At 39.2% G+C, this 21,006-nt stretch carries 22 protein-coding genes; 14 read left to right on the plus strand and 8 right to left on the minus strand.

The annotated features are described in order from the left end of the window. Positions 1-11: 11 nt before the first annotated feature. The gene (locus ABJN95_RS10615; RefSeq protein WP_348370376.1) at positions 12-575 is read right to left on the minus strand and encodes an adenylosuccinate lyase; all 564 of its coding nucleotides are present in this window, start codon (positions 573-575) and stop codon (positions 12-14) included. Positions 576-611: 36 nt separating this feature from the next. Between ABJN95_RS10615 and ABJN95_RS10620 the strand changes: the two genes are divergently transcribed. Continuing rightward, complete coding sequence (locus tag ABJN95_RS10620; RefSeq protein WP_348370377.1) at positions 612-1,085, plus strand: heme-binding domain-containing protein; 474 nt, start codon at positions 612-614, stop codon at positions 1,083-1,085. Here ABJN95_RS10620 and ABJN95_RS10625 read toward each other — a convergent pair. Then, positions 1,048-1,740 (minus strand): NAD-dependent deacylase, encoded by a 693-nt coding sequence (locus ABJN95_RS10625; protein ID WP_348370378.1) that lies wholly within the window; start codon positions 1,738-1,740, stop codon positions 1,048-1,050. The two genes, ABJN95_RS10620 and ABJN95_RS10625, sit on opposite strands and share 38 nt — an antisense overlap. A 38-nt stretch (positions 1,741-1,778) precedes the next feature. Between ABJN95_RS10625 and ABJN95_RS10630 the strand changes: the two genes are divergently transcribed. The 3 genes from ABJN95_RS10630 to ABJN95_RS10640 are packed head-to-tail and all read left to right on the plus strand — an operon-like array spanning position 1,779 to position 3,393. Further along, the gene (locus ABJN95_RS10630) at positions 1,779-2,435 is read left to right on the plus strand and encodes an RNA methyltransferase (protein ID WP_348371720.1); all 657 of its coding nucleotides are present in this window, start codon (positions 1,779-1,781) and stop codon (positions 2,433-2,435) included. 45 nt (positions 2,436-2,480) lie between these two features. Continuing rightward, the gene (locus ABJN95_RS10635; protein ID WP_348370379.1) at positions 2,481-3,008 is read left to right on the plus strand and encodes an SRPBCC family protein; all 528 of its coding nucleotides are present in this window, start codon (positions 2,481-2,483) and stop codon (positions 3,006-3,008) included. Between the two features lie 19 nt (positions 3,009-3,027). Next, positions 3,028-3,393, plus strand: a complete 366-nt coding sequence (locus ABJN95_RS10640) for a VOC family protein (protein ID WP_348370380.1) — start codon at positions 3,028-3,030, stop codon at positions 3,391-3,393. Positions 3,394-3,403: 10 nt separating this feature from the next. On the opposite strand, the gene ABJN95_RS10645 is transcribed toward ABJN95_RS10640, so the two are convergent. The 4 genes from ABJN95_RS10645 to ABJN95_RS10660 all read right to left on the minus strand — a co-directional run bounded on the left by ABJN95_RS10645 (position 3,404) and on the right by ABJN95_RS10660 (position 8,606). Beyond that, positions 3,404-5,095, minus strand: coding sequence for an alpha-amylase family glycosyl hydrolase (locus ABJN95_RS10645; protein ID WP_348370381.1), 1,692 nt, complete (start codon positions 5,093-5,095; stop codon positions 3,404-3,406). A gap of 151 nt (positions 5,096-5,246) precedes the next feature. After that, positions 5,247-6,035, minus strand: coding sequence for a carboxypeptidase-like regulatory domain-containing protein (locus ABJN95_RS10650; protein WP_348370382.1), 789 nt, complete (start codon positions 6,033-6,035; stop codon positions 5,247-5,249). A 77-nt stretch (positions 6,036-6,112) separates the two neighbouring features. Next, a complete protein-coding gene (locus ABJN95_RS10655) occupies positions 6,113-7,897 on the minus strand; it encodes a DEAD/DEAH box helicase (RefSeq protein ID WP_348370383.1) in 1,785 nt (594 codons plus the stop codon). A 124-nt stretch (positions 7,898-8,021) separates the two neighbouring features. Next, positions 8,022-8,606, minus strand: coding sequence for a non-canonical purine NTP diphosphatase (locus ABJN95_RS10660; protein WP_348370384.1), 585 nt, complete (start codon positions 8,604-8,606; stop codon positions 8,022-8,024). A gap of 84 nt (positions 8,607-8,690) precedes the next feature. Here ABJN95_RS10660 and ABJN95_RS10665 point away from each other — a divergent pair, with 84 nt between their 5' ends. The 6 genes from ABJN95_RS10665 to serA all read left to right on the plus strand — a co-directional run bounded on the left by ABJN95_RS10665 (position 8,691) and on the right by serA (position 14,647). Continuing rightward, positions 8,691-9,143, plus strand: a complete 453-nt coding sequence (locus tag ABJN95_RS10665; protein WP_348370385.1) for an isoprenylcysteine carboxylmethyltransferase family protein — start codon at positions 8,691-8,693, stop codon at positions 9,141-9,143. Positions 9,144-9,255: 112 nt separating this feature from the next. Further along, positions 9,256-9,867 carry a SatD family protein gene (locus ABJN95_RS10670; RefSeq protein ID WP_348370386.1) on the plus strand — a complete coding sequence of 204 codons (612 nt, stop codon included), beginning with the start codon at positions 9,256-9,258 and terminating at the stop codon, positions 9,865-9,867. Beyond that, a complete protein-coding gene (locus ABJN95_RS10675; RefSeq protein ID WP_348370387.1) occupies positions 9,864-10,562 on the plus strand; it encodes a DUF3307 domain-containing protein in 699 nt (232 codons plus the stop codon). The genes ABJN95_RS10670 and ABJN95_RS10675 overlap by 4 nt, the downstream gene beginning before the upstream one ends. A gap of 17 nt (positions 10,563-10,579) precedes the next feature. Further along, entirely contained in the window at positions 10,580-11,740 is a 1,161-nt protein-coding gene (locus ABJN95_RS10680; RefSeq protein ID WP_348370388.1) for a cellulase family glycosylhydrolase, read from the plus strand. A 2-nt stretch (positions 11,741-11,742) separates the two neighbouring features. Then, a complete protein-coding gene (locus tag ABJN95_RS10685; RefSeq protein WP_348370389.1) occupies positions 11,743-12,519 on the plus strand; it encodes an alpha/beta fold hydrolase in 777 nt (258 codons plus the stop codon). A gap of 235 nt (positions 12,520-12,754) precedes the next feature. Further along, positions 12,755-14,647: a phosphoglycerate dehydrogenase gene (serA, locus tag ABJN95_RS10690; RefSeq protein ID WP_348370390.1), complete on the plus strand. Its 1,893-nt coding sequence runs from the start codon at positions 12,755-12,757 to the stop codon at positions 14,645-14,647. A gap of 58 nt (positions 14,648-14,705) precedes the next feature. On the opposite strand, the gene rlmH is transcribed toward serA, so the two are convergent. After that, a complete protein-coding gene (rlmH, locus tag ABJN95_RS10695) occupies positions 14,706-15,179 on the minus strand; it encodes a 23S rRNA (pseudouridine(1915)-N(3))-methyltransferase RlmH (RefSeq protein ID WP_348370391.1) in 474 nt (157 codons plus the stop codon). A gap of 127 nt (positions 15,180-15,306) precedes the next feature. On the opposite strand from rlmH, the gene nadC reads away from it, so the two are divergent. From nadC to priA, 4 genes are read left to right on the plus strand one after another with little or no spacing between them, the layout of a single operon-like run. Further along, positions 15,307-16,164, plus strand: coding sequence for a carboxylating nicotinate-nucleotide diphosphorylase (nadC, locus tag ABJN95_RS10700; RefSeq protein WP_348370392.1), 858 nt, complete (start codon positions 15,307-15,309; stop codon positions 16,162-16,164). Then, positions 16,165-17,133 (plus strand): YihY/virulence factor BrkB family protein, encoded by a 969-nt coding sequence (locus tag ABJN95_RS10705; protein ID WP_348370393.1) that lies wholly within the window; start codon positions 16,165-16,167, stop codon positions 17,131-17,133. Beyond that, positions 17,130-17,570, plus strand: coding sequence for a DUF2147 domain-containing protein (locus tag ABJN95_RS10710; protein ID WP_348370394.1), 441 nt, complete (start codon positions 17,130-17,132; stop codon positions 17,568-17,570). The genes ABJN95_RS10705 and ABJN95_RS10710 overlap by 4 nt, the downstream gene beginning before the upstream one ends. A gap of 13 nt (positions 17,571-17,583) precedes the next feature. After that, entirely contained in the window at positions 17,584-20,040 is a 2,457-nt protein-coding gene (gene priA / locus ABJN95_RS10715) for a primosomal protein N' (RefSeq protein WP_348370395.1), read from the plus strand. Between the two features lie 61 nt (positions 20,041-20,101). Here the strand turns inward: priA and ABJN95_RS10720 are convergent, their stop codons facing one another. Continuing rightward, complete coding sequence (locus tag ABJN95_RS10720; RefSeq protein WP_348370396.1) at positions 20,102-20,794, minus strand: LytTR family DNA-binding domain-containing protein; 693 nt, start codon at positions 20,792-20,794, stop codon at positions 20,102-20,104. Positions 20,795-21,006: the final 212 nt, after the last annotated feature.

Genomic DNA, 21,006 nt, shown 5'->3' on the forward strand with positions numbered 1-21,006 from the left:
ATAAATAATACCTACCGCTTTATTTTTTCTAGGGTCATGCGTGCCCTTGCTTTGTAGGCTGCACTGCCAGAATTATAATTTTGTTCCAAGACGAGTTGCAATTCTGGATGTATCCAGTCGTACTTTCTTCCTAGCAACAATAAACAAGTCATAGCATAGGCCTTGGGTGCAACCTTATGGTCTCCGATAAGCCAATCGAAACAAGCCGTTGTAATTTCCTCAAGATGCTTTTCTCTTAGTACCTGCTTGACTTCAGGATCGTTCTTTATGAAATAAGCATTTGTTAAATACTCGCATATTTTGGCCATCGGACGTACTGAAGAATCAAGTTTTAACGACCCTATTGTTGCCGTAAATCGGTCAAGGTAAGGAAAAAGATAGGGAAGGTTTTCTTTGGCTGTGAATTCCATCACCCAGCATGCTTTTGATGAAATTGGGTCTACGTCATCAAAGGCTACCTCAAGTAGGGGAGCCGTTAAATTCGGATTTTCAGAGACCAGCATAGCCATTTCCATCCGCTTTTCACGTGAATGATTTACATAATCCAATGCTTTGTACAATTGCGCTTTATTCATAAAAACTGTACTTTAGAGGCACCTCAAATTTTGAATATGAAAATAGTAAAAAAAGTAGCAGTAGCGCTTTTGTTGATACTTGTTGCGATGCAATTTTACAGACCTGAAAAAAACAATGCACAGGGTGATCATACCCTACAGTTCTTAACCGAGACAAACCCTCCGCAGAAAGTCAAAATTATTTTACAGCAAAGCTGTTACGATTGTCATAGCAATAATACCGAATATCCTTGGTACAACAACGTTGCTCCTGTATCTTATTGGTTGGCAGGGCATATCAAAGATGGAAAAAAACACCTGAATTTTTCTGAGTGGGAAAGCTACGCAACTAAGAAAAAAGACCATAAGCTTGACGAGCTCATTGAAATGGTTGAAGTAGGCGAAATGCCCTTAAAGGAATATACCTGGACGCATAAAGAGGCGAAACTTACAGCAGAACAACAGAATGACATTGTGAATTGGGCCAAACAAACTAGGGCTTTGTACCAATTAAATCAGCAACCAAAATAGGTACTCCTTTTGCCGCGGTGTCTTCAATTACCGTTAGACTATTGTATTGAGTGGCCTGTACACTAGGCTTAGGGTCAACGAAGTAAATTGGTGTTTCCCTTGTCACGAAATTTATTAGACTTGCAGCTGGGTATACCTGCATAGAGGTTCCAATTATTATTAGAATTTCTGCCCTTTGTGTGATTTCGATAGCCTTTTCAAGTAGAGGAACCTGTTCTCCGAACCAAACGATATGCGGCCGCAGTTGATGCCCACTACCACAAAGATCGCCTATATTCAAGTCTTTTTTCCAACTTAGAACATCACTTTCGTTTTTCGTACTCCTCACTTTAAGCAACTCGCCATGCAGATGAATGACATTAGAACTACCGGCACGTTCATGTAAATCATCGACATTTTGAGTGATGATGTGAAGGTCGAAATGTTTTTCGAGATCTACCAAAGCCCGATGCGCACGATTTGGTTCAACATGAAACAATTGCCTTCTTCGTTGATTGTAAAAATCAAGTACCAATTCAGGGTTGTTAGCGAAGCCTTGAGGTGATGCAACTTGCATAACATCGTGACCCTCCCACAAACCATTGCTGTCTCGAAAAGTATTTATACCACTTTCGGCACTAACACCGGCCCCAGTCAGTACTACAATTTTTTTCATCCTTACTTTAAAAATAGCCATTTTCATTATATTGTATGATGATTGATCAACAACTTTTGGAATATTTGGAGGGTTTTATTTCTGACGAGCGCAAACTTCGGTTCTTGGAAATTCTCGAAGAACGTACAAAATACATTACCGTTGCCCTTGAAGATGTTTTTCAAATGCATAATGCGAGTGCTGTTATCAGAAGTTGTGAGGTCTTTGGTGTTCAAGAAGCACATGTGATAGAGGGAAGATATGGTAAGCGCCTCGATAAGAATATAGCTATGGGGGCCGAAAAGTGGGTGGACGTCTTTCGTTTTGAAAACTCAATAAATTGTATTGAAAAACTACGTGGCGATGGATATAGCATCATCGCAACCACGCCTCATGCCAATGATTGTCTATTGCCAGATTTTAAATTAGACGGAAAAGTAGCGCTCTTCTTTGGTACCGAAAAAGAAGGTTTGAGCAAAGAGGTTATGGAGCAGGCAGATGGCTTTCTTAAAATTGGGATGCATGGCTTTACAGAGAGTTTAAATATTTCAGTCTCGGCGGCGATTATATTGCAAGATTTAACTACTAAACTGAAAAAACAAAATGTAAACTGGCAGTTGACCGAACTCGAAAAACTGGAAAAACGACTCGACTGGACAAAAAAAAGTATCAAAAGTGTTGATGACATTTTAACACGCTACAATGAACTTGCATAAATTATTTTTATTACATTTAAACACAACCAATCAATTGATAAACAAATGTATACACTGCTTTATATCCTTGGAGGATTAATCGTACTCGTGCTAATTCTTTCCCTTATTGCACCAAAAACCTATGATGTTTTTAGAACGGTCGAAGTTGCTCGACCTAAGGCCGAAGTTTTTAATTACCTCAAATCTTTAAAAAATATGGATGAATGGTCTCCATGGGCCAAAAGAGATCCAAACATGGAAAAGAAATTTACCGGCACCGACGGTGAAGTAGGAGCGATAAGCTATTGGAACGGTAACAAAGAGGTAGGGGAGGGTGAACAGGAAATCACCAAAATTATTGATGGAGAGCGAATAGAATCCGAATTGCGATTTCTAAAACCGTGGAAGTCGACTTCCGATTGTTATACTAAAGTTGAGGATGCAGCCAATGGGAATACTAAGGTTACTTGGGGTTTTTCTGGCAAAAGCAAGTTTCCGATGACCATCATGTCTTTATTCAAGAGCATGGATGCTATGGTCGGCCCAGATTTTGAAGAAGGAATGGCAAGTCTGAAGGAAATTCTGGAAAAATAGTGCAAAAAATAATAACTATATGGTAGGTTGGTTTGAGATCCCCGTAACGGATATGGAACGGGCTAAAGCCTTCTACGAGGTGGTTTTAGATATTACAATAAGCGTTCATCAATTTGGGGTTTTTCGCATGGGGTGGTTCCCAAATGACCCCGAGAAATCAGGTGCAACCGGATCGTTGGTGCAGCACGAAATGTATAAACCGAGTTTTACTGATGGCCCTTTGATCTATTTTTCATGTACCGATGTCAATATACCCTTGGGTAGGGTAGAAGGGGCCAAAGGAGAAATAATGCAGCCCAAAACCCAAATCGGTGAAGGGCACGGGTTTATGGCTTTGATCAAGGATACTGAAGGCAATCGCATTGCCCTTCATTCTCAAATGTAGGTAAACTTGCCTATTCAACTAGTTCTAAGAGTGCAATATCATAGTCATTTTCAAGAATAACCTTCCCGTTCTTAACCAACACCTCTGTTTCTGAGTAAGTGTCATATAGTGTGGTGCCATCTCCAAAAAAACCTTTTACCCAAAGCGACTTTTTTCCTTTAGGCAGATCTAAGCCTACGACCACTTTATCTTTGAAATCGTCTTTTACAAAGGTTCTACTAAAAACATAAGGTTTTTTTCCAAGGCGCTTATGTTTTCCAGCACCAATAGCGGGGTGGTTATTTCTGAATTTGCCAAGTTTGCGCCAGTGTGTTAGAATCGTTTTTGTGCTATCGGTATTTTCAATATCATGCCAATTCATGTAGGAGCGTAATGTAGCGTCTCCCTGCGTTCCTTCGATAGTCAAGTCGCGTGCACTTTCGTCACCATAGTAAATTTGTGATGTTCCAGGAGTTAGTAATAGCACATTGGCCGTTTTAAAGGGTTGGGTTCGCTCCTTATCAAAAGGTTGTCCGTCATCATGTGAAGTAAGATAGTTTACAAACCCTTTTCCTTTAAATTTTGTACTAAGGAGCGAATGGTACTTCTTAAAGATAGACTCGTAATCCATTTTAGCATCGTTCTTCAGTTCAAAGTTGATAAGTCCGTCGAATCCATAATCAAAGTAATCTACTTTTTTATCTCCAAAATCAAACTCCCTTCCTCCAGAAACCCCATAATTGTATACTTCTCCTACCATATAAAAAGGAGTGTCATCCAACACTTCGCCCTTGTTTTTCTTTTTCCAGGCTTCAAAGGCATAGGAGGCTTCTTTATATAATTCAGCCCACGCTTTTTCATCTGCATGTTTTACAGTGTCTACTCTATAGCCGTCGATACCAAAATCCTTCACATAGTCTGTCAACCATTTAATAATATAGGCTCTAGGGCTTCTTGGATATCCCGTTCGCTCAAAGAAGACTGCCAACTCATCTAGTTCATTGCTAAGTCTTCCCTCGGCCTTCCACTTTGCCAATAACGCATCTGGAAGCTCAACCGCCGAATCAGATTCGGTAAGGATATCTGGTAAATTGTCAACAAGCGTACAACTGGTAGTATTCTCATAGGTAGTAAACTGGCACGTTGGGCTGGTTCGCACCCATTCTGCCGGCCAAACGGGGTCCTCTAGTGTCTCGGGTCCGGTATGATTTACAACCGCATCCATCAAAACACGAATACCTTTAGCGTGTGCTGTTTTAACCAGTTTTTCCAAATCTTCTTTAGTTCCAAAGTTCGGGTCCAAGGCCGTCCAATCTTTGGCCCAATACCCGTGATATCCATAGGTGTTGCCGGTACTTTCATCGGTACTACCGTGAATTTGTTCCACAACGGGCGTAAACCAAATGGCGTTTACACCGAGTTCGGTAAAATAGCCTTCGTTAATTTTTTGTGTAATTCCTGCGATATCACCTCCCATAAAGCCACGCAATACTCCTGTTGGATTGATGCGGTTTAAGGTCGTATCGTTTTCAATATTTCCGTTGTTGAATCTATCGGTAAGTAAAAAATAAATATTGGCTCCTTCCCAAACAAAAGGGACTTGCTTTTTAGGTTTTTGAATGACTTCTTGCGTTGCAATCTCCTTTTTCTCAGGGGTGTTTTGTTGTTCTTTACAGCAAAGCAGAAGTGATAAAATTGCGATTACGACGAGCCCTTTCTTCATATGAAACTATTTTGCCTAAAGCTATAAAATGAAGCGGTAATTCGGAAATTTATTTCTGGCCGTGTTTGAACTGATATGAAAGCCTGAAAACCAGAAGTATTGAATGTATGTTGACTGGAATGGTACTCTCAATTTGGTAAGTTTGTACGCTTTATTTCCCTCGCTTGTCTCTATTTAACACCTTGTAATCTTCATAACAGCCACTTATCGCGTCTAGAATTTGAAGGTCATTTGCAGTCTGGATAAAGGATTTTGAATAACTACAGTTGTTCAAAATGTCTTCAATATCCATTTTTTCAAGTTGCAACAATTCAGTAAGGGTTTCGCGATCGAATTTAGAAGCCAGTAGGTTTCGAATCTCATCGTCTTCTTTTACCTGTCTTAGTTTTCGCATTTGGGCAGGCTTCTTACCGAACAGATTACGCAATAAGTCTGCCGGATTGAGAATTGCACCAAGCACTTTGGTAACAGCGCTTGGGTTTTTGTTTCCTGCCTCATAGCCAACCGAAAGCCCTGAGATACTATACTGATAGGCATCATTGATGGGTAGATTTTTGACGTCGATTTCAAGATAACCGGTTAATTGGTACGGTCTTACGATAACTTCTTCAAGGGCATAGGCCAATTCGGTAAGCGATATTTTGGTATCTGCAAACTTGAACATATCATTGGTAACCCGAATTTTTTGTGATTTGAATCCTAAGAATGAAAAATAGAGGGTGTCGTTGACAGCAGCGCTAATGGAGAACGCTCCTTTTTTATCGGTTATGGTACCGATTACTTGGTTCAAGTTTACGACATGAACACTCTCCATAGCATTGTCGGTTTGCGCATTGACAACGACCGCCTTTAGTTCACGATTCTCATTGTTTTCCAAATCCTCCTGCGAGAATCCAAAGAAACCAAGTATGAAAAAAAGAAGAAGTAGGTTTTTTTGCATGAATCTAAAATCCAATTTTAAAGATACTAAACAAAACAAATAAATATGCCAGAGCGTATTTTTTAATATAGAATTAACTAAAAGAAATCATTTTTCTTGCGCTTACTTCTTCTTTTGCCTGAATTTTGGCTTTTCGCGAAGCCATGATCTCTTCGCTTGCTTCTATCTCTGCCGCTATTGCTATTGCCTCGGTCTCTTCGACCACCACCACCACGACTACTTCTGTGGCGATCTCTTCGACCACCGCCACCTCCGGGGTTTTTCGAAACTTCAACATTAACGAACCTTCCTTCGACCTTCAGGTCGGTAAAGGTGGTTAAAATTTTATCGGTAGCTTCTGCATCTGTATTGAAGAAAGAGAAGCTATCCTTAACATCAACTTTAAAAACGTCATCTTTACCTAAACCAACAGTTTCTCTTAAGAAGTCTTTTAACGACATCCAATCGTAACCATCTTTTTCCCCAACATTGATGAAATAGCGAACTGAACCAGAGCTTGGGGCATCACCACGCCCTCTTTCTCTACCACGGTCTCCTGAATCTTGGTTTAAATCTCTAGTTTTATTGTAGTAGTTGTAAAAACGGGTAAACTCAACAGATATAATCTTCTTGATTAATTCTTCTCGATCAACATCTTTAAGCACATCGTTGATAGCTGGCAAATAGTCAACAACATCTTCATTGATCTCCGTATCTTTGATTTTATTCGCTAAATGATAGAGTTGAATTTCACAGATTTCCATTCCGGTTGGAATCTTCTTCGAAATAAACTTCTGTTGAATTTTGTTTTCGATTGATTTTATCTTGCGTAACTCACTGCGTGTAACAATGACCATCGAAATACCCGATTTGCCCGCTCTTCCAGTACGTCCACTTCTATGCGTATAGGTTTCTATCTCATCGGGAAGTTGGTAGTTGATAACATGTGTAATGTCATCAACATCTATACCACGTGCCGCTACGTCAGTGGCGACTAGCATCTGTATCTGTTTCTTACGGAAAGAGTTCATAACCAAATCACGTTGGTTTTGGCTTAGATCTCCGTGAAGTGCGCCCGCACTGTAACCGTCTTCAATTAATTTTTCGGCAACTTTTTGAGTATCTCGCTTGGTTCTACAAAACACTACCGAAAATATATCAGGATTGGTATCGGCAAGCCGCTTTAAGGCAGGGTAGCGGTCTCTGCCACCCACTACATAATATTCATGTTGTACGTTAGAAGTGCCAGCGTTTTTCGTACCAACAGTGATTTCTTGTGGATTGTACATGAATTTTTTGGCAATATGGGCTACTTCCTTGGGCATGGTAGCGGAAAACAACCAAGTTGATTTGTCTTCTGGGGTATTGGAAAGAATATCCTTAATATCCTCAAAAAAGCCCATGTTGAGCATTTCGTCGGCTTCATCAAGAATACAATAGTCAATTTTTGAAATATCGACCAATCTGCGATTGATCATATCTTTCATTCGACCTGGGGTGGCTACAATAATCTGGGCGCCACGTTTGATCTGTCTGGCTTGCTCCGTAATGCTTGCACCACCATAAATGGCTACAGTGCTTACATTTTTCTCGTATTTTGAATAGAGCTTGAGTTCGTTGGTAATTTGCAAACATAGTTCACGTGTAGGGGAGAGAATCAACCCTTGTGTAGTTCTACTATTGCTATCTATTTTTTGAATTAATGGAAAACCAAAAGCTGCAGTTTTTCCGGTACCCGTCTGGGCTAGTGCGACCAAATCGGTCTCGGTTTCCAATAAAATGGGAATGGCTTTTTCCTGTACTTCCGATGGGTTTTCAAATCCCAAATCGGCAACAGCATCCAATAGGGACTTTTCAAGCCCTAGTGCTTCAAATTTTGTCATAATATGTCTTACGTTAATCGCAAATATGAATGTTGCATAGAGCGATTATCGACATAACCTATTAGACTCGGCGCAACACTTGCTATACCAGCGGCGTTAATTAAAGCGGCAAAGATAGGTTTATTTATTTAGATGGAAGTTTATGCAAATATTCCATCAATTGTGCGATGGCTTTGCCTCTATGGCTGATTTTGTTTTTTACTTCCAAAGGGAGTTCTGCGAAAGTTTGATGGTACCCCTTTGGTTGAAATATTGGGTCATAGCCAAAACCATTTTCTCCGCTTTTGACTTCGGTAATTTTACCTTCTACAATACCGGTAAAGTAGGTGTTTTTCTCTTTCAAGTTGAGGGCGATAACCGTTTCAAAACGGGCTGTACGCGTGTTTTTTTCTTTTAGTTCTGATAGCAATTTGTTCATATTGTCATCGGCGTTTTTCTGTTTACCTGCATAACGTGCTGAATATACGCCTGGGGCTCCATACAAAGCGTCGACTAGGAGACCGGTATCATCTGCGAAACAAGCTAATTCATAGTTGGTGGTGACAAAGTCTGCTTTGATTTTTGCGTTTCCTTTTAGGGTTTCTGCGGTTTCTGGTATTTCATCGTAGCAACCAATATCGGTTAAGGAGACCAATTCTATGTGAGAAGGTAGCAATGCCTTTACCTCATTGAATTTGTTCTGGTTATGGGTTGCAAAGACTAATTTCATGTATTGGAGATTTGTATTTCTTTTTAAAAAATGGAGGGTGGCTGAATTCAAAAGTAGTAATTTTAAGCGCGCTAAAAGTTTTCTATGAAGCTGAAAATACCACCTGTTTTGGTTTTTATTGCATTCGGAGTTTTCATGTATGTATTGGCACGATTTCTTCCTGTGGGATATTTTGATTTTTTTGGAAGAATATATTTGATGTATGCCTTATGCGCAATTGCCGGAAGTATAGTTTTTATTTCGTTGCTTCAGTTTTTTAGATCAAAGACCACGGTTGACCCTACCGCACCTTCGAAAGCTTCAAAATTAGTCACTTCTGGAATTTATCAATACTCAAGAAACCCGATGTATTTAGGGCTTTTGCTCATGCTTCTCGCTTGGGGATTGTGGTTGGGGAATGCCTTTAATGTATTGCTGGCGGCAGGTTTTGTTGCGTATATGAATGCTTTTCAAATTGCTGCTGAAGAAGAGATGCTATTGCAACTCTTCGATAAAGAATACAAACAATATTGTACTTTAGTTCGTAGATGGTTCTAAATTATTAGCGAATTCGCTAATAACCACTAATTATAAGTAAATTGACTTATATCGTATAATTATTAGCGAATTAGCTTATATTGTCATATATTAGCGCTTTAGCTTATATTTTATGATAGCAATTATTACAGGCGATATCATTAATTCAGAAGGTCATAAAGCCTCTGAATGGATAGATATACTTAAAAAACAGTTCTCGCAATGGGGAGAAGCCCCGGTTGATTGGGAGATTTACAGGGGCGATGAATTTCAACTCAAGATAGCTCCTAAGAAAGCATTGCGGGCGGCTATACAACTAAAGGCGCTTATCAAATCTATTAAAGATTTAGATGTTCGTATGGCCATTGGGGTAGGCACAGAGAATTTTCAAGGGTCGAGTGTTAGTGAATCGAATGGTACTGCATATCAGCGTTCCGGCCGCACTTTTGAGACTTTAAAGGTAGAAAAATTGAACCTTGCCATTGCCACCGGAAACAAAAAAGAAGATCAAAGTCTTAATTTGATGATAAAACTTGCTTTGGACTTTATGGATGAATGGACATCGGTTTCTGCGGAAATTGTTGCGATAGCATTGTCAAGCCCAAAAACTTCGCAACAAGATATTGCTCAACGACTTAGTATACAGCAGTCTGCAGTAAGCCAACGGCAAAAAAGAGCACGTTTAGATTTGGTTGAGGAGCTTTTGGAGTATTACCCTCAAACCGTAAAAAGAATGAAACCATGATTTTGTTTACAAAGCTTTTTCTAGCACATTTAATTGGCGATTTCTTATTGCAGCCCAATAAATGGGTGCTTCACAAAGAAGAAAAGAAAGCGGCATCAAAATACCTTTATTTTCATGTGTTGATCCACTTAGCGGCTACCATGCTATTGCTTTGGGATTTAAGCTATTGGAAAATTGCCCTTGCTATATTCGTGTCGCACTATGTCATTGACTTGTTAAAACTCTACGTCAATCCGTTATTTGAAAATAAGAGTATTCCTTTTTTTATAGATCAGCTACTACATATCATCGTACTGTATTGCTGTGCCTACTTTGACAATTTATGGATACACACCTTAGAATTCTTTGAACTATTGGATTGGAACTTACTAACTGCTGCAGTATTCGTAAGCTTCCCGGCAGCCATTATCATGAGCAAGTTGTTGGAGAAAATGTCTGAACAGTTGGAAATGGATCATAAATCACTACCCAATGCTGGTAAGTACATTGGTATCATCGAACGTTTATTTGTTCTGGCCTTTATAATTCTCGATCAATGGGCCGCGATAGGTCTACTTATTACTGCTAAATCGGTTTTTCGATTCAACGATTTGAAGGAAAGTAATAGCAGAAAGTTGACGGAATATATTTTGATCGGTACCTTGATAAGTTTCGGCATAGCAATTATTACGGGAATAGTCTATATCAATATATAACCACAAACAAAGCGATTATGAAAAAAGTGTTGCTTTCAATTTTGGCATTTGCTGCTTTCTCTTGTGTAGAACAGAAGAAGGAAACGAAACCCTTAGAAATGAAGACCATACCCGTTGAAAGGTGGTCGAAGGAAAGAGCATGGGAATGGTATGATCAGCAGCCTTGGTTGGTAGGTACGAACTTCAATCCAAGCTCGTCTATAAATCAATTGGAATTTTGGCAGGCTGATACCTTTGACTCTGAAACCATCGATAGAGAATTGAAATGGTCGGCCGATTTGGGAATGAACCTGCATCGTGTCTATTTGCACAATCTACTTTGGGAACAAGATTCGTTAGGCTTTTTAAGCCGTTTAGATCAGTATCTGAAAATAGCCGATTCGCATGGCATAAAGACCATGTTCGCATTATTAGATGATGTTTGGCACCCTATTCCGAAGTTGGGCAAACAACCCGAACCAATACCACATGTTCACAATTCTGGTTGGGTACAAGCCCCGGGAGCTGAAATTTTGGGCGATACAACCAGGCATGATGAAGTGAAGAACTATATTAAAGGGGTCTTGACCCGTTTTGCAAATGACGATAGGGTACTCGTATGGGATGTATATAATGAACCTGACAATGTAGCTGGCCAAGTGGGAAGAAAAGAATTAGAGGTAAAAAACAAACATGAGTACTCCCTTAAATTACTCAAAAAAGTGATGCAATGGTCGCGAGAAGTGAATCCTAAACAACCCTTAACCTCAGGCATTTGGAGAGGCAATATTGACCACTGGGGTACTTTAGATAGTTTGCCTGCTATAGATCGATTTATGATTGAGCATTCTGATGTTATTTCCTTTCACGCCTATGACGGCGATATGGCACAGCTTAGAAAAAAGATAAATGAACTTAAAAAATTCGAACGTCCGCTATTGTGCACCGAATATGTGGCCCGAGCTACAGGAAACACTTTCGAAGCGGTTATGCCTATTTTAAAGGAAGATAAAATTGCCGCTATCAATTGGGGGTTTGTTTCTGGAAAAACGAATACCATATACCCTTGGAAAAGTTGGGATTCTACCTTTACTACTGAACCGAAACTTTGGCATCATGATATTTTAAGACAAGATGGGACTCCTTTTTCAGAGGAGGAAGTCACATTTATTCAGAAGATGACAAGAAAAACAAATTAAGAATGCGCGAAAGTTTATGGCTTGCTATGTTTTTATGTGCCTTTGTTACATCGGCTCAAACCAAATATTTCAATTCTTTTGATGACACTAAAATCGCCTATACAGATGAAGGTAAGGGTAAACCAATACTGCTAATCCATGGTTTTATACAAAGTGGAAAATCGTGGGACCATACGGCTTTGAAAAAAGATTTACTACAAAAGGGGTATCGTGTAATCATACCAGACTTACGTGGAAATGGTGATTCTGATAAGCCGCATGATGATGATGCCTATTCTCAAGATGCCGAAGTAATAGATTTGATGTTTCTTATGGTTGAATTGAAGATCAGTAAATATTGGGCTGTTGGCTATTCAAGAGGAAGTATTCTCTTAGCAAAGTTATTGACCAAGGATCGCCGTCTAAAAAAAGCCGTCCTGGGCGGAATGGGAATTGATTTTACAAATCCGTATTGGCCCAGACGAATTCTTTTTCGTGATGCCTTTGACGGAAAAATCTTCGAGGAAGCCGAGGGAGCTGTGGCCTATGCAAAATCAATTGGAGCAGATTTGAGATGTTTGCACTTACAGCAAAAATATCAGTCGGTTACAACGAAAAGACAACTTCAAGTGGTAAAAGCAAAAGTGTTGGTCTTGGCCGGAGATGAAGATATCGATAACGGTGACCCAGCTGCGCTTGCTAAGGCAATTCCAAAGAGTAAGCTTCAAATGGTTAAAGGTGATCACAACGGCACTTATAAAACGGAAGCTTTTGCCAAGGCTATTCTTTCTTTTCTATAACCTTAGTAAGTAAATCGCTTTGCATTGTCAATTGCAAATTGAGAAAAACGAGGAGCATAAAAAACGGAATCTGCAATTCTGGAAGGTTAATTTGTTACAGGGATAACTTTTGATAACATTCAGAGAAACCCATGAAATTTAATTTTTACTTTTGAAGTTTAAATTTAATGTCATTCCCCAAAAACAGATCGTAGTCGAAGGGAATCTTTGTAATAGCAGATAGGATTCAAAAAAAATGATAGACGTGGCACGCAAATACGTTTTCGATTTTGACAGCACATTGACGAGAGTAGAGGCACTTGATGTCTTGGCTGAAATGACTTTGCAAGGCAATTCGAAACGGGAAGAAATTATTGCAGAAATTCAAAAAATAACAAACCTTGGCATCGATGGTGATATTTCGTTTACTGAATCTCTTGAACGACGTATCAAATTATTGAACGCCAATAAAAGTGATTTGGACGGCTTGGTCAAAGAACTGCGCCAGAAAATATCAAAGTCTATTGCATCAAATAAAGAGTTCTTTGAAAAATTCTCGGACGATATTTATGTGATTTCATGTGGGTTTAAAGAGTTTATCGATCCTATAGTGGAAGAATACAATATTCCTTCAGACCGCGTGTATGCCAACACTTTTGAATTTGATGAAAATGGCAACATTGTCGGTTTTGATGAAGAGAACCCACTTTCACAACACAATGGAAAAATAGAATGCCTCAAGCAAATGGACCTGGACGGTGAAGTTCAGGTTATTGGTGATGGCTATAGTGACTATGTAATGCGAGAGGCCGGTATTGCTGATAAATTCTTTGCCTATACTGAGAATGTACATCGCGATAAAGCGGCTAGCAACGCCGATCACGTAACTCCGAATCTAGATGAGTTTTTGTTTGTGAATGATTTGCCTCGTAATATTTCCTATCCGAAGAACAGAATCAAAATTTTATTGTTGGAAAATGTGCATCCAGCAGCTTTCGATAATCTATCGGAGGATGGCTTTTCGGTAGAACTCATAAAACATAGCCTTTCTGAAGAAGAACTGGTCAAAAAAATAAAGGGTGTTCACGTTTTAGGAATCCGTTCCAAAACACAGGTCACCGAAAAAGTTTTGGAAGCGGCGAATAAGTTATTGGTTGTTGGAGCATTTTGTATTGGTACCACCCAAATAGACTTGGATACTTGTAAACGTAAGGGAGTTGCAGTTTTCAACGCACCATATAGCAATACGCGCTCAGTGGTCGAATTGGCCATTGGCGAGATTATTATGCTGATGCGAAGTGTATTTCCGAGAAGTACAGAACTGCATAATGGGCAATGGCAAAAAACTGCCTCTGGTGCAAGAGAAGTTCGCGGCAAAAATCTTGGAATTGTGGGCTATGGAAATATCGGCAAACAATTATCTGTTTTGGCGGAAGCAATTGGCATGCGGGTGTACTACTACGACATAGATGACAAATTGGCTCTTGGGAATGCTGTAAAGTGCAATACGCTTGAAGATCTACTAAGTGTTTCCGATGTGGTTACCCTTCACATCGATGACAATAAGGCCAATAAAAATTTTATTGGCGAACGCGAAATCAATCAGATGAAGCAGGGTGCGATTTTGGTTAACCTTTCAAGAGGATTTGTTATTGATATCGAAGCATTGGTACATGCGTTGAAATCTGGAAAATTAGGAGGGGCTGCAATAGACGTTTACCCTGAAGAACCCGCTAGTAATGGACCATTTATGACAGAACTCAGCGGTTTGAATAATGTGATTTTAACCCCTCATATTGGGGGGAGTACAGAAGAAGCCCAACGCAATATTGCAGATTTTGTACCAAATAAAATTATGGATTATGTCAATTCTGGAAGTACGGTTGATGCCGTAAACTTCCCCAATATTCGTCTTCCAAAGCAAAACAAGGCGCATCGCTTTTTACATATCCACAAGAACGTTCCCGGTATTATGGCAAAAGTTAATGAGGTTTTAGCCAAGTACGAAATGAATATTTTAGGGCAATATCTTTCTACTGATAATGAAGTGGGCTATGTAATTACCGATTTGGATAAAGAATACAACAAAGATGTGATCAAGGCACTCAAGAAGATTGAGAATACCATTAAGTTTAGGGTGCTTTATTAATAAACAGTTGCCCGTAAATTTTTGGTACGCTTGCAACTTGCACTTGTACATGAATTCACTACCTATGATGGTAGGGTTCATTCCGCAATATGGTAAAGGCCCTATAGAGTTGTTCGACAACAAATATCCGTACCATTTGATGTGAAAAGGTCATTTTCGATAAGCTGACTTTTGCTTCTGCCTTTTTGTAAACCGCATTGCTAAACCCATACGGACCGCCAATTACGAACACCAGCCGTTTGATTCCTGAATTCATTTTCTTTTGGAGAAAGCTTGAGAAATCGACCGACGAATATTGTTTTCCATTTTCATCTAAAAGTATCAAAACATCGGTTGAGTTTAGTTTTTTAAGAATGGTTTCCCCTTCTTTATCCTTTTGTTGCGCTTCTGAGAGATTTTTAGCGTTTTTGATATCTGGTATGATTTCAAGCTCAAACTTTATATAGTGCTTTAGCCGATGCTCATATTCTGAAATAAGTATTTGCAGCGCCTTATGATCTGTTTTGCCAATCGCGAGGAGTTTGATGTTCATATTGCAAATGTAGTTTGAAATAGCAAGTTACAAATACCAAAGCTTGAAATTGAACTATGATAATACCACACTAACTAAATAAGCTAACAACAATTTATTAAATTAGCACCCAAGCAAATCCCCTTAGATGATTTCACAAGAGCAATTCCAAAAAGAAGTTGATTTAATCATAGCAAACGCCATTCGAGAAGATGTAGGAGACGGTGACCATAGTTCGTTGTCGTGTATTCCTGCAACAGCTACTGGCAAGGCAAAACTTTTGGTAAAAGACGAGGGCACTATTGCCGGAATTGAATTCGCTAAACAAGTATTTGATTATGTTGATTCGCATATGCAAGTTGACGTTCTTATAGAAGATGGGGCTGCTGTAAAATATGGAGACATCGCCTTTTACGTAACTGGAAGCTCTCAAAGCATTCTAAAAGCCGAACGCTTGGTTTTAAACGCCATGCAACGCATGAGTGCTATAGCCACTAAAACCAATTCTTTTGTTGACTTACTCCAAGGAACTAATACCAAAATCCTTGATACCCGAAAAACAACACCCGGCTTACGAGCACTTGAAAAATGGGCGGTAAAGATAGGTGGAGGTGAAAACCATCGTTTTGCCTTATATGATATGATTATGTTGAAGGACAATCATATCGATTTTGCAGGGGGAATTACCAAAGCCATCGATAAGACCAAGAACTATTTGAAAGAAACCGGTCGTGATTTAAAAATAATTGTGGAAGCCCGTAGTCTTACTGAAATTGAGGAGATTCTAAATTCAGATGGCATCTACCGCATACTTATAGACAATTTTAATTATGAAGATACCAGAAAGGCAGTGGCCTTAATAGGCGACAAATGCTTAACGGAATCTTCTGGTGGTATTAATGAAAAGACCATTCGCAAGTATGCAGAATGTGGGGTCGATTACATTTCATCGGGCGCGCTTACCCATTCTGTTTATAATATGGATCTTAGCCTTAAAGCCGTTTAGATGTCGGCAGAAATCGAGGAACGTATCGCAAAAATACCAGTTATCAATTGGCTGGCTGTTGTACTTAAAAAGATCAAACTCCCTGCTTTTGAAGGTTTGTCTGCATACGACCTTATTGAAATGTACATTCTTGGTATTGTTGAAGGCGCGCTATCTACACGTGCCAGTTCTATCGCATTCAGTTTGTTTTTGGCCTTGTTTCCACTTTTGATTTTTATGGTCACTTTAGTACCCTTTATAATAGATATATTTAGCTTAGAGAATACCGATTTTGATAGCGAATTCCCAATGTTTTTGGAATCTTTTCTGCCCACGGCAACTGGCGATTATTTTGAAGGTATTTTTCAACAGATAAAAGACCAGAAGCGGGGTGGTTTGCTATCATCATCGTTTCTTCTTTCTATTTTCTTGATGGCCAATGGCGTTAACTCTATTTTTAGCGGATTCGAAACTTCATATCATGTTAAGCTGACGCGTAACTTTTTTAAACAATATGGTTATGCCTTGATGGTCGGCCTGATTCTATCGATTTTGATCATCGTAGGTTTTGTCGCTTTTATCTATTTTCAGGTGTACGTGCTAGGCTATTTGAGCCAGGTGGCTGCAGACACAGGTGGCTATGTTTTAGAAGAAGGAGAAATACTCGGCGTGCAAATCGGTAAAGTGTTATTTTTTATGATTCTTTCCTATTTTACAACAGCCATTTTATACTACTTTGGCACCCGCGAAGGGAAACAGGCAAAATTTTTCTCTGCCGGTGCATTGATGACGGCCTTACTGTTCTTATTGACTTCGTATCTCTTTGGGGTCTATGTGGAAAAATTTGCCCGGTACAACGAATTATATGGAGCTTTAGGGGGATTATTGATATTAATGGTATACATCTGGCTAAATTCGAATATCTTACTGCTCGGTTTTGAATTGAATGCTACTTTGAACCAACTTAGAAAAAATTTAAAAAGTAAATGAAAAAGTCCCCCCATAGTATAATACTAACTCTTGTGCTACTTTTTACCAGTTTTGTGAATTCACAAAGCGTTTTTGGAAAATGGAAAACTATTGATGATCGAACTGGAAATCCAAAAGGTATTATCGATATTTATGAGAAAGACGGATTGATGTACGGTAAAATTGTAAAAATTGTTGAAAAAGGCAAAGAAGAAGCGCTGTGCATCAAATGTGAGGGCGAAATGAAAGACAAACCCGTGAAGGGCATGACCATTATTAAAGGCGGGAAAAAGAACGAAAATAATGAATGGAAGGGAAAATATTTATTTGACCCCGAGCAGGCAATGACCTTCCGTTTCAAGATTTGGCTGAATCCGAAAAATTCAAATGAGCTGAAAGTTAGAGGCTATTTGGCGTTTTTATACAGAACCCAAACTTGGGTTCGATTCGAAAGATAGGAGGTGCGGTATTATGCAAAACTTCATCAATGTAATTCTGCCTATACCCTTAGAGAAGTTGTTCACCTATGCCATAACTGCAGCACAAGCCGATTTTTTACTTCCTGGAATGCGCGTCGCTGTTCCCTTCGGTAAATCTAAGATTTACACAGGGCTTGTTCATCATTTACATACTAAACCGCCGGAGGTATACGAGGCGAAGGAAATTCATGAAATATTAGATGATTTTCCTATTGTAAATGAAACCCAGTTGAAACATTGGCAATGGATAGCTGATTACTATATGTGTACCCTTGGAGAAGTTTTTCGATCTGCGTTACCAAGTGCTTTCTTATTGGAAAGCGAGACCTTGATATTAAAGAACGAAAAAGCCGAAGTCAATGAAATGGACTTAAAAGATGACGAGTTTCTAATTTTTGAAGCCTTGCAGCATCAGGCCATTCTTAAAGTTCATGAGGTTGCTGCTATTGTTGACCGAAAGCATGTTTTACCGGTTTTGAACCGATTGATTGAAAAGAAGGTTATCCTTTTAAAGGAAGAACTATACGAGCAGTACAAACCCAAATTGGTACGTTATGTCAAACTCGGAAGAGCCTACCAAGCGGAGGAAAATCTGGAAAAGCTTTTAGAATCACTTACTAGAGCTCCAAAGCAAAGTCAGGTTATCTTATCGCTATTTCAGTTACAGGCCACTACTAAGAAACCCATTAAGATTTCTGAATTAGAGGCCATAAGTGGCGGTTCAAGGGCTGTTATCAAGGCCTTGATCGACAAACATATACTAGAAGAATATAACATTCGAAGAGATAGAGTAGTGTATGAAGGAAGTGATGAGAATGCCGATTTAAAATCGCTTAACACCTATCAAGAAAGTGCCTTCAAAGATATTGAAGAAGCGTTTAAAGCAAATAAGACCACTTTGCTTCAAGGTGTGACTTCTTCTGGAAAGACGGAAGTATATGTAAAACTAATTGAGGCGTGTATTCAAACTGGCAAACAAGCTTTGTATTTACTTCCTGAAATTGCTTTGACTACCCAATTGATAGGAAGATTGCAAACGTATTTTGGTGAAAAAGTAGCGGTTTATCATTCTAAATATAATGTGCAGGAAAGAGTAGAGGTTTGGAACAATGTGGTTGCGCGAAAACCAAAAGCACAAATTGTTATAGGGGCTCGTTCATCATTATTTTTGCCCTTCTCAGCATTAGGATTGATACTCGTTGATGAGGAACACGAAGGTTCTTTTAAACAATTCGACCCGGCACCGAGATATCATGCCCGAGATGCGGCAATTGTTTTGGCCCGCTTGCATGGTGCAAATATTCTTTTGGGCTCCGCAACGCCTAGCATTGAGACTTTTAATAATGCGAAGACTGGTAAATATGGCTATGCCAATATCACCAGGCGTTACGGCAATGTTCTGATGCCCGATATAGAGATCGTCGATATCAAAGAACAGTCTCGTAAACGTCGAATGAAAGGGCATTTTTCAGAGCGGCTGTTGGAAGAAATCACTGCGACTTTAGTGCTTGGTGAGCAAGTAATTTTGTTTCAGAATCGAAGGGGCTATGCCCCCATTGTTGAATGTACTAGCTGTGGTCATTCACCACAATGCCCTAATTGTGATGTAAGTTTGACCTATCACCAATATAAAAAAGAGCTGCGCTGTCATTATTGCGGCTACCACATGGCTTTGCAGGAAAGTTGCCAAGCCTGCGGTAGTAGCACTTTAGATACAAAAGGATTCGGAACCGAACAAGTAGAACACGAACTAGGTGGGCTGTTTCCTGATGCGAAAGTAGGGCGAATGGATTTAGATACTACCCGCGGCAAGCATGGATATGAAAGGATAATTACGGCTTTTGAGCAGCAAGAATTGGATATTTTAGTCGGTACCCAAATGCTTACCAAAGGCCTAGATTTTAGAAATGTAAACCTGGTGGGTATCATGAATGCAGATTCCTTACTCAACTTTCCCGATTATCGAGCACATGAAAGAAGTTTTCAATTATTGACACAGGTAGCCGGCAGGGCAGGGCGAACCAAGAAAAGAGGTAAGGTGATCATTCAAAGCTATAATCCGCATCATCAGATTCTGCAACAGGTTTCCACAAACAATTATGAAGAAATGTTTAAGGAGCAGGTTTTTGAACGTGAACAATACAAATACCCTCCAGTAAATCGCATTATCAAAATCACTTTTAAACACAAGGAGTACAATAAATTAAATGAAGCTGCAGCCTGGTTTTCAAAGGCCTTGAGAAATGCTTTTGGGGGTAGTGTTCTAGGGCCGGAGTTTCCACCGGTGGCCCGAATACGCAATCAGTATTTAAAAAATGTTTTGGTAAAGATCGATTCAGAAAGATCGTTAAGGCAAACGAAAGGGAACATCAAACGAATTGAAAAATCGTTCAAAGCGATAGCATATTATCGTAGCGTTAGGGTAATTTACAATGTAGACCATATATAAAAAAAGAAACCGATATTCTTACGATTATCGGTTTTCTTTAGAAATACTATGTGGTTGAAATCTAGACGTTGCTTAGCGCTTCTGCTAATTCGGTCTTTTTGTTTCTACTCAATGGAATAGATCTTCCACTTACTTCAACATTTTTACTATTGAATTTCTCAACTTTTTCAAGGTTCACAATGTAGGATTTGTGTATTCTTAAAAACTTCTCTTCCGGCAATTGTTTTTCGAAAGATTTCATTGTTGATAAAATTACGATATTGGCTTCATCTGTAACTAATTTGATATAGTCTCCAAGGGCCTCTATCCATTTAATATCGTTTAAAATAACCTTTCTTTTCTTCAGGTTACTCTTTACGAAGATATGCTCTTCGTCTTCATGTACACGATTCGCCTGTTCGTATTTGGCTACGGCACGTCTAACAGAGGCATCAAAACGAGCCATAGTGATTGGCTTGTGTAAATAATCTGTCACGTCATAGTCAAACGCTTTAAGGGCATAATCGGGTTTTCCGGTAATCAAAATTACCTGAGGACTGTTTTCTAGGGACTCGAGTAGGTCAAATCCGTTGATGATAGGCATCTCAACATCTAAAAAGATTAAGTCAATTTCGTTGTTTTTAATACCATTCTTAGCCTCGATTGCGTTGCTGTATTCGGCCACCATAGCTAAATTCGGATGATTGTTGACCAATTTGGCAACTGCCATCCGCTGCATAGATGAATCGTCTACGATAATACTACGTAATTTCATAAATGGGTTGATTTGTGGGGTTAAATCATCGACAAATTACTAAAAAAACCCGCTGAAGTACAACAAAAGTTGTAAACATTGTAGGGTTTCCTGTGTAGATTGTAAATGACCATAGGTTAAGATTTGGGTTAAGTTCGATTTTACTGTTACCTTGTTATAACGAAGATTTTTGCGTTTTCTTGTGGCATGTAGTAAATATTCTTATTTTTGCA

This window comes from Maribacter sp., from assembly GCF_039974175.1.
Classification (GTDB): Bacteria; Bacteroidota; Bacteroidia; order Flavobacteriales; family Flavobacteriaceae; genus Maribacter_C.

Excerpts from the sequence above, each read along its gene's own strand:
- ABJN95_RS10615 (WP_348370376.1), bottom strand. The coding sequence starts at position 575 with ATGAATAAAGCGCAATTGTACAAAGCATTGGATTATGTAAATCATTCA.
- ABJN95_RS10620 (WP_348370377.1), top strand. The coding sequence starts at position 612 with ATGAAAATAGTAAAAAAAGTAGCAGTAGCGCTTTTGTTGATACTTGTT.
- ABJN95_RS10625 (WP_348370378.1), bottom strand. The coding sequence starts at position 1,740 with ATGAAAAAAATTGTAGTACTGACTGGGGCCGGTGTTAGTGCCGAAAGT.
- ABJN95_RS10630 (WP_348371720.1), top strand. The coding sequence starts at position 1,779 with ATGATTGATCAACAACTTTTGGAATATTTGGAGGGTTTTATTTCTGAC.
- ABJN95_RS10635 (WP_348370379.1), top strand. The coding sequence starts at position 2,481 with ATGTATACACTGCTTTATATCCTTGGAGGATTAATCGTACTCGTGCTA.
- ABJN95_RS10640 (WP_348370380.1), top strand. The coding sequence starts at position 3,028 with ATGGTAGGTTGGTTTGAGATCCCCGTAACGGATATGGAACGGGCTAAA.
- ABJN95_RS10645 (WP_348370381.1), bottom strand. The coding sequence starts at position 5,095 with ATGAAGAAAGGGCTCGTCGTAATCGCAATTTTATCACTTCTGCTTTGC.
- ABJN95_RS10650 (WP_348370382.1), bottom strand. The coding sequence starts at position 6,035 with ATGCAAAAAAACCTACTTCTTCTTTTTTTCATACTTGGTTTCTTTGGA.
- ABJN95_RS10655 (WP_348370383.1), bottom strand. The coding sequence starts at position 7,897 with ATGACAAAATTTGAAGCACTAGGGCTTGAAAAGTCCCTATTGGATGCT.
- ABJN95_RS10660 (WP_348370384.1), bottom strand. The coding sequence starts at position 8,606 with ATGAAATTAGTCTTTGCAACCCATAACCAGAACAAATTCAATGAGGTA.
- ABJN95_RS10665 (WP_348370385.1), top strand. The coding sequence starts at position 8,691 with ATGAAGCTGAAAATACCACCTGTTTTGGTTTTTATTGCATTCGGAGTT.
- ABJN95_RS10670 (WP_348370386.1), top strand. The coding sequence starts at position 9,256 with ATGATAGCAATTATTACAGGCGATATCATTAATTCAGAAGGTCATAAA.
- ABJN95_RS10675 (WP_348370387.1), top strand. The coding sequence starts at position 9,864 with ATGATTTTGTTTACAAAGCTTTTTCTAGCACATTTAATTGGCGATTTC.
- ABJN95_RS10680 (WP_348370388.1), top strand. The coding sequence starts at position 10,580 with ATGAAAAAAGTGTTGCTTTCAATTTTGGCATTTGCTGCTTTCTCTTGT.
- ABJN95_RS10685 (WP_348370389.1), top strand. The coding sequence starts at position 11,743 with ATGCGCGAAAGTTTATGGCTTGCTATGTTTTTATGTGCCTTTGTTACA.
- serA (WP_348370390.1), top strand. The coding sequence starts at position 12,755 with ATGATAGACGTGGCACGCAAATACGTTTTCGATTTTGACAGCACATTG.
- rlmH (WP_348370391.1), bottom strand. The coding sequence starts at position 15,179 with ATGAACATCAAACTCCTCGCGATTGGCAAAACAGATCATAAGGCGCTG.
- nadC (WP_348370392.1), top strand. The coding sequence starts at position 15,307 with ATGATTTCACAAGAGCAATTCCAAAAAGAAGTTGATTTAATCATAGCA.
- ABJN95_RS10705 (WP_348370393.1), top strand. The coding sequence starts at position 16,165 with ATGTCGGCAGAAATCGAGGAACGTATCGCAAAAATACCAGTTATCAAT.
- ABJN95_RS10710 (WP_348370394.1), top strand. The coding sequence starts at position 17,130 with ATGAAAAAGTCCCCCCATAGTATAATACTAACTCTTGTGCTACTTTTT.
- priA (WP_348370395.1), top strand. The coding sequence starts at position 17,584 with ATGCAAAACTTCATCAATGTAATTCTGCCTATACCCTTAGAGAAGTTG.
- ABJN95_RS10720 (WP_348370396.1), bottom strand. The coding sequence starts at position 20,794 with ATGAAATTACGTAGTATTATCGTAGACGATTCATCTATGCAGCGGATG.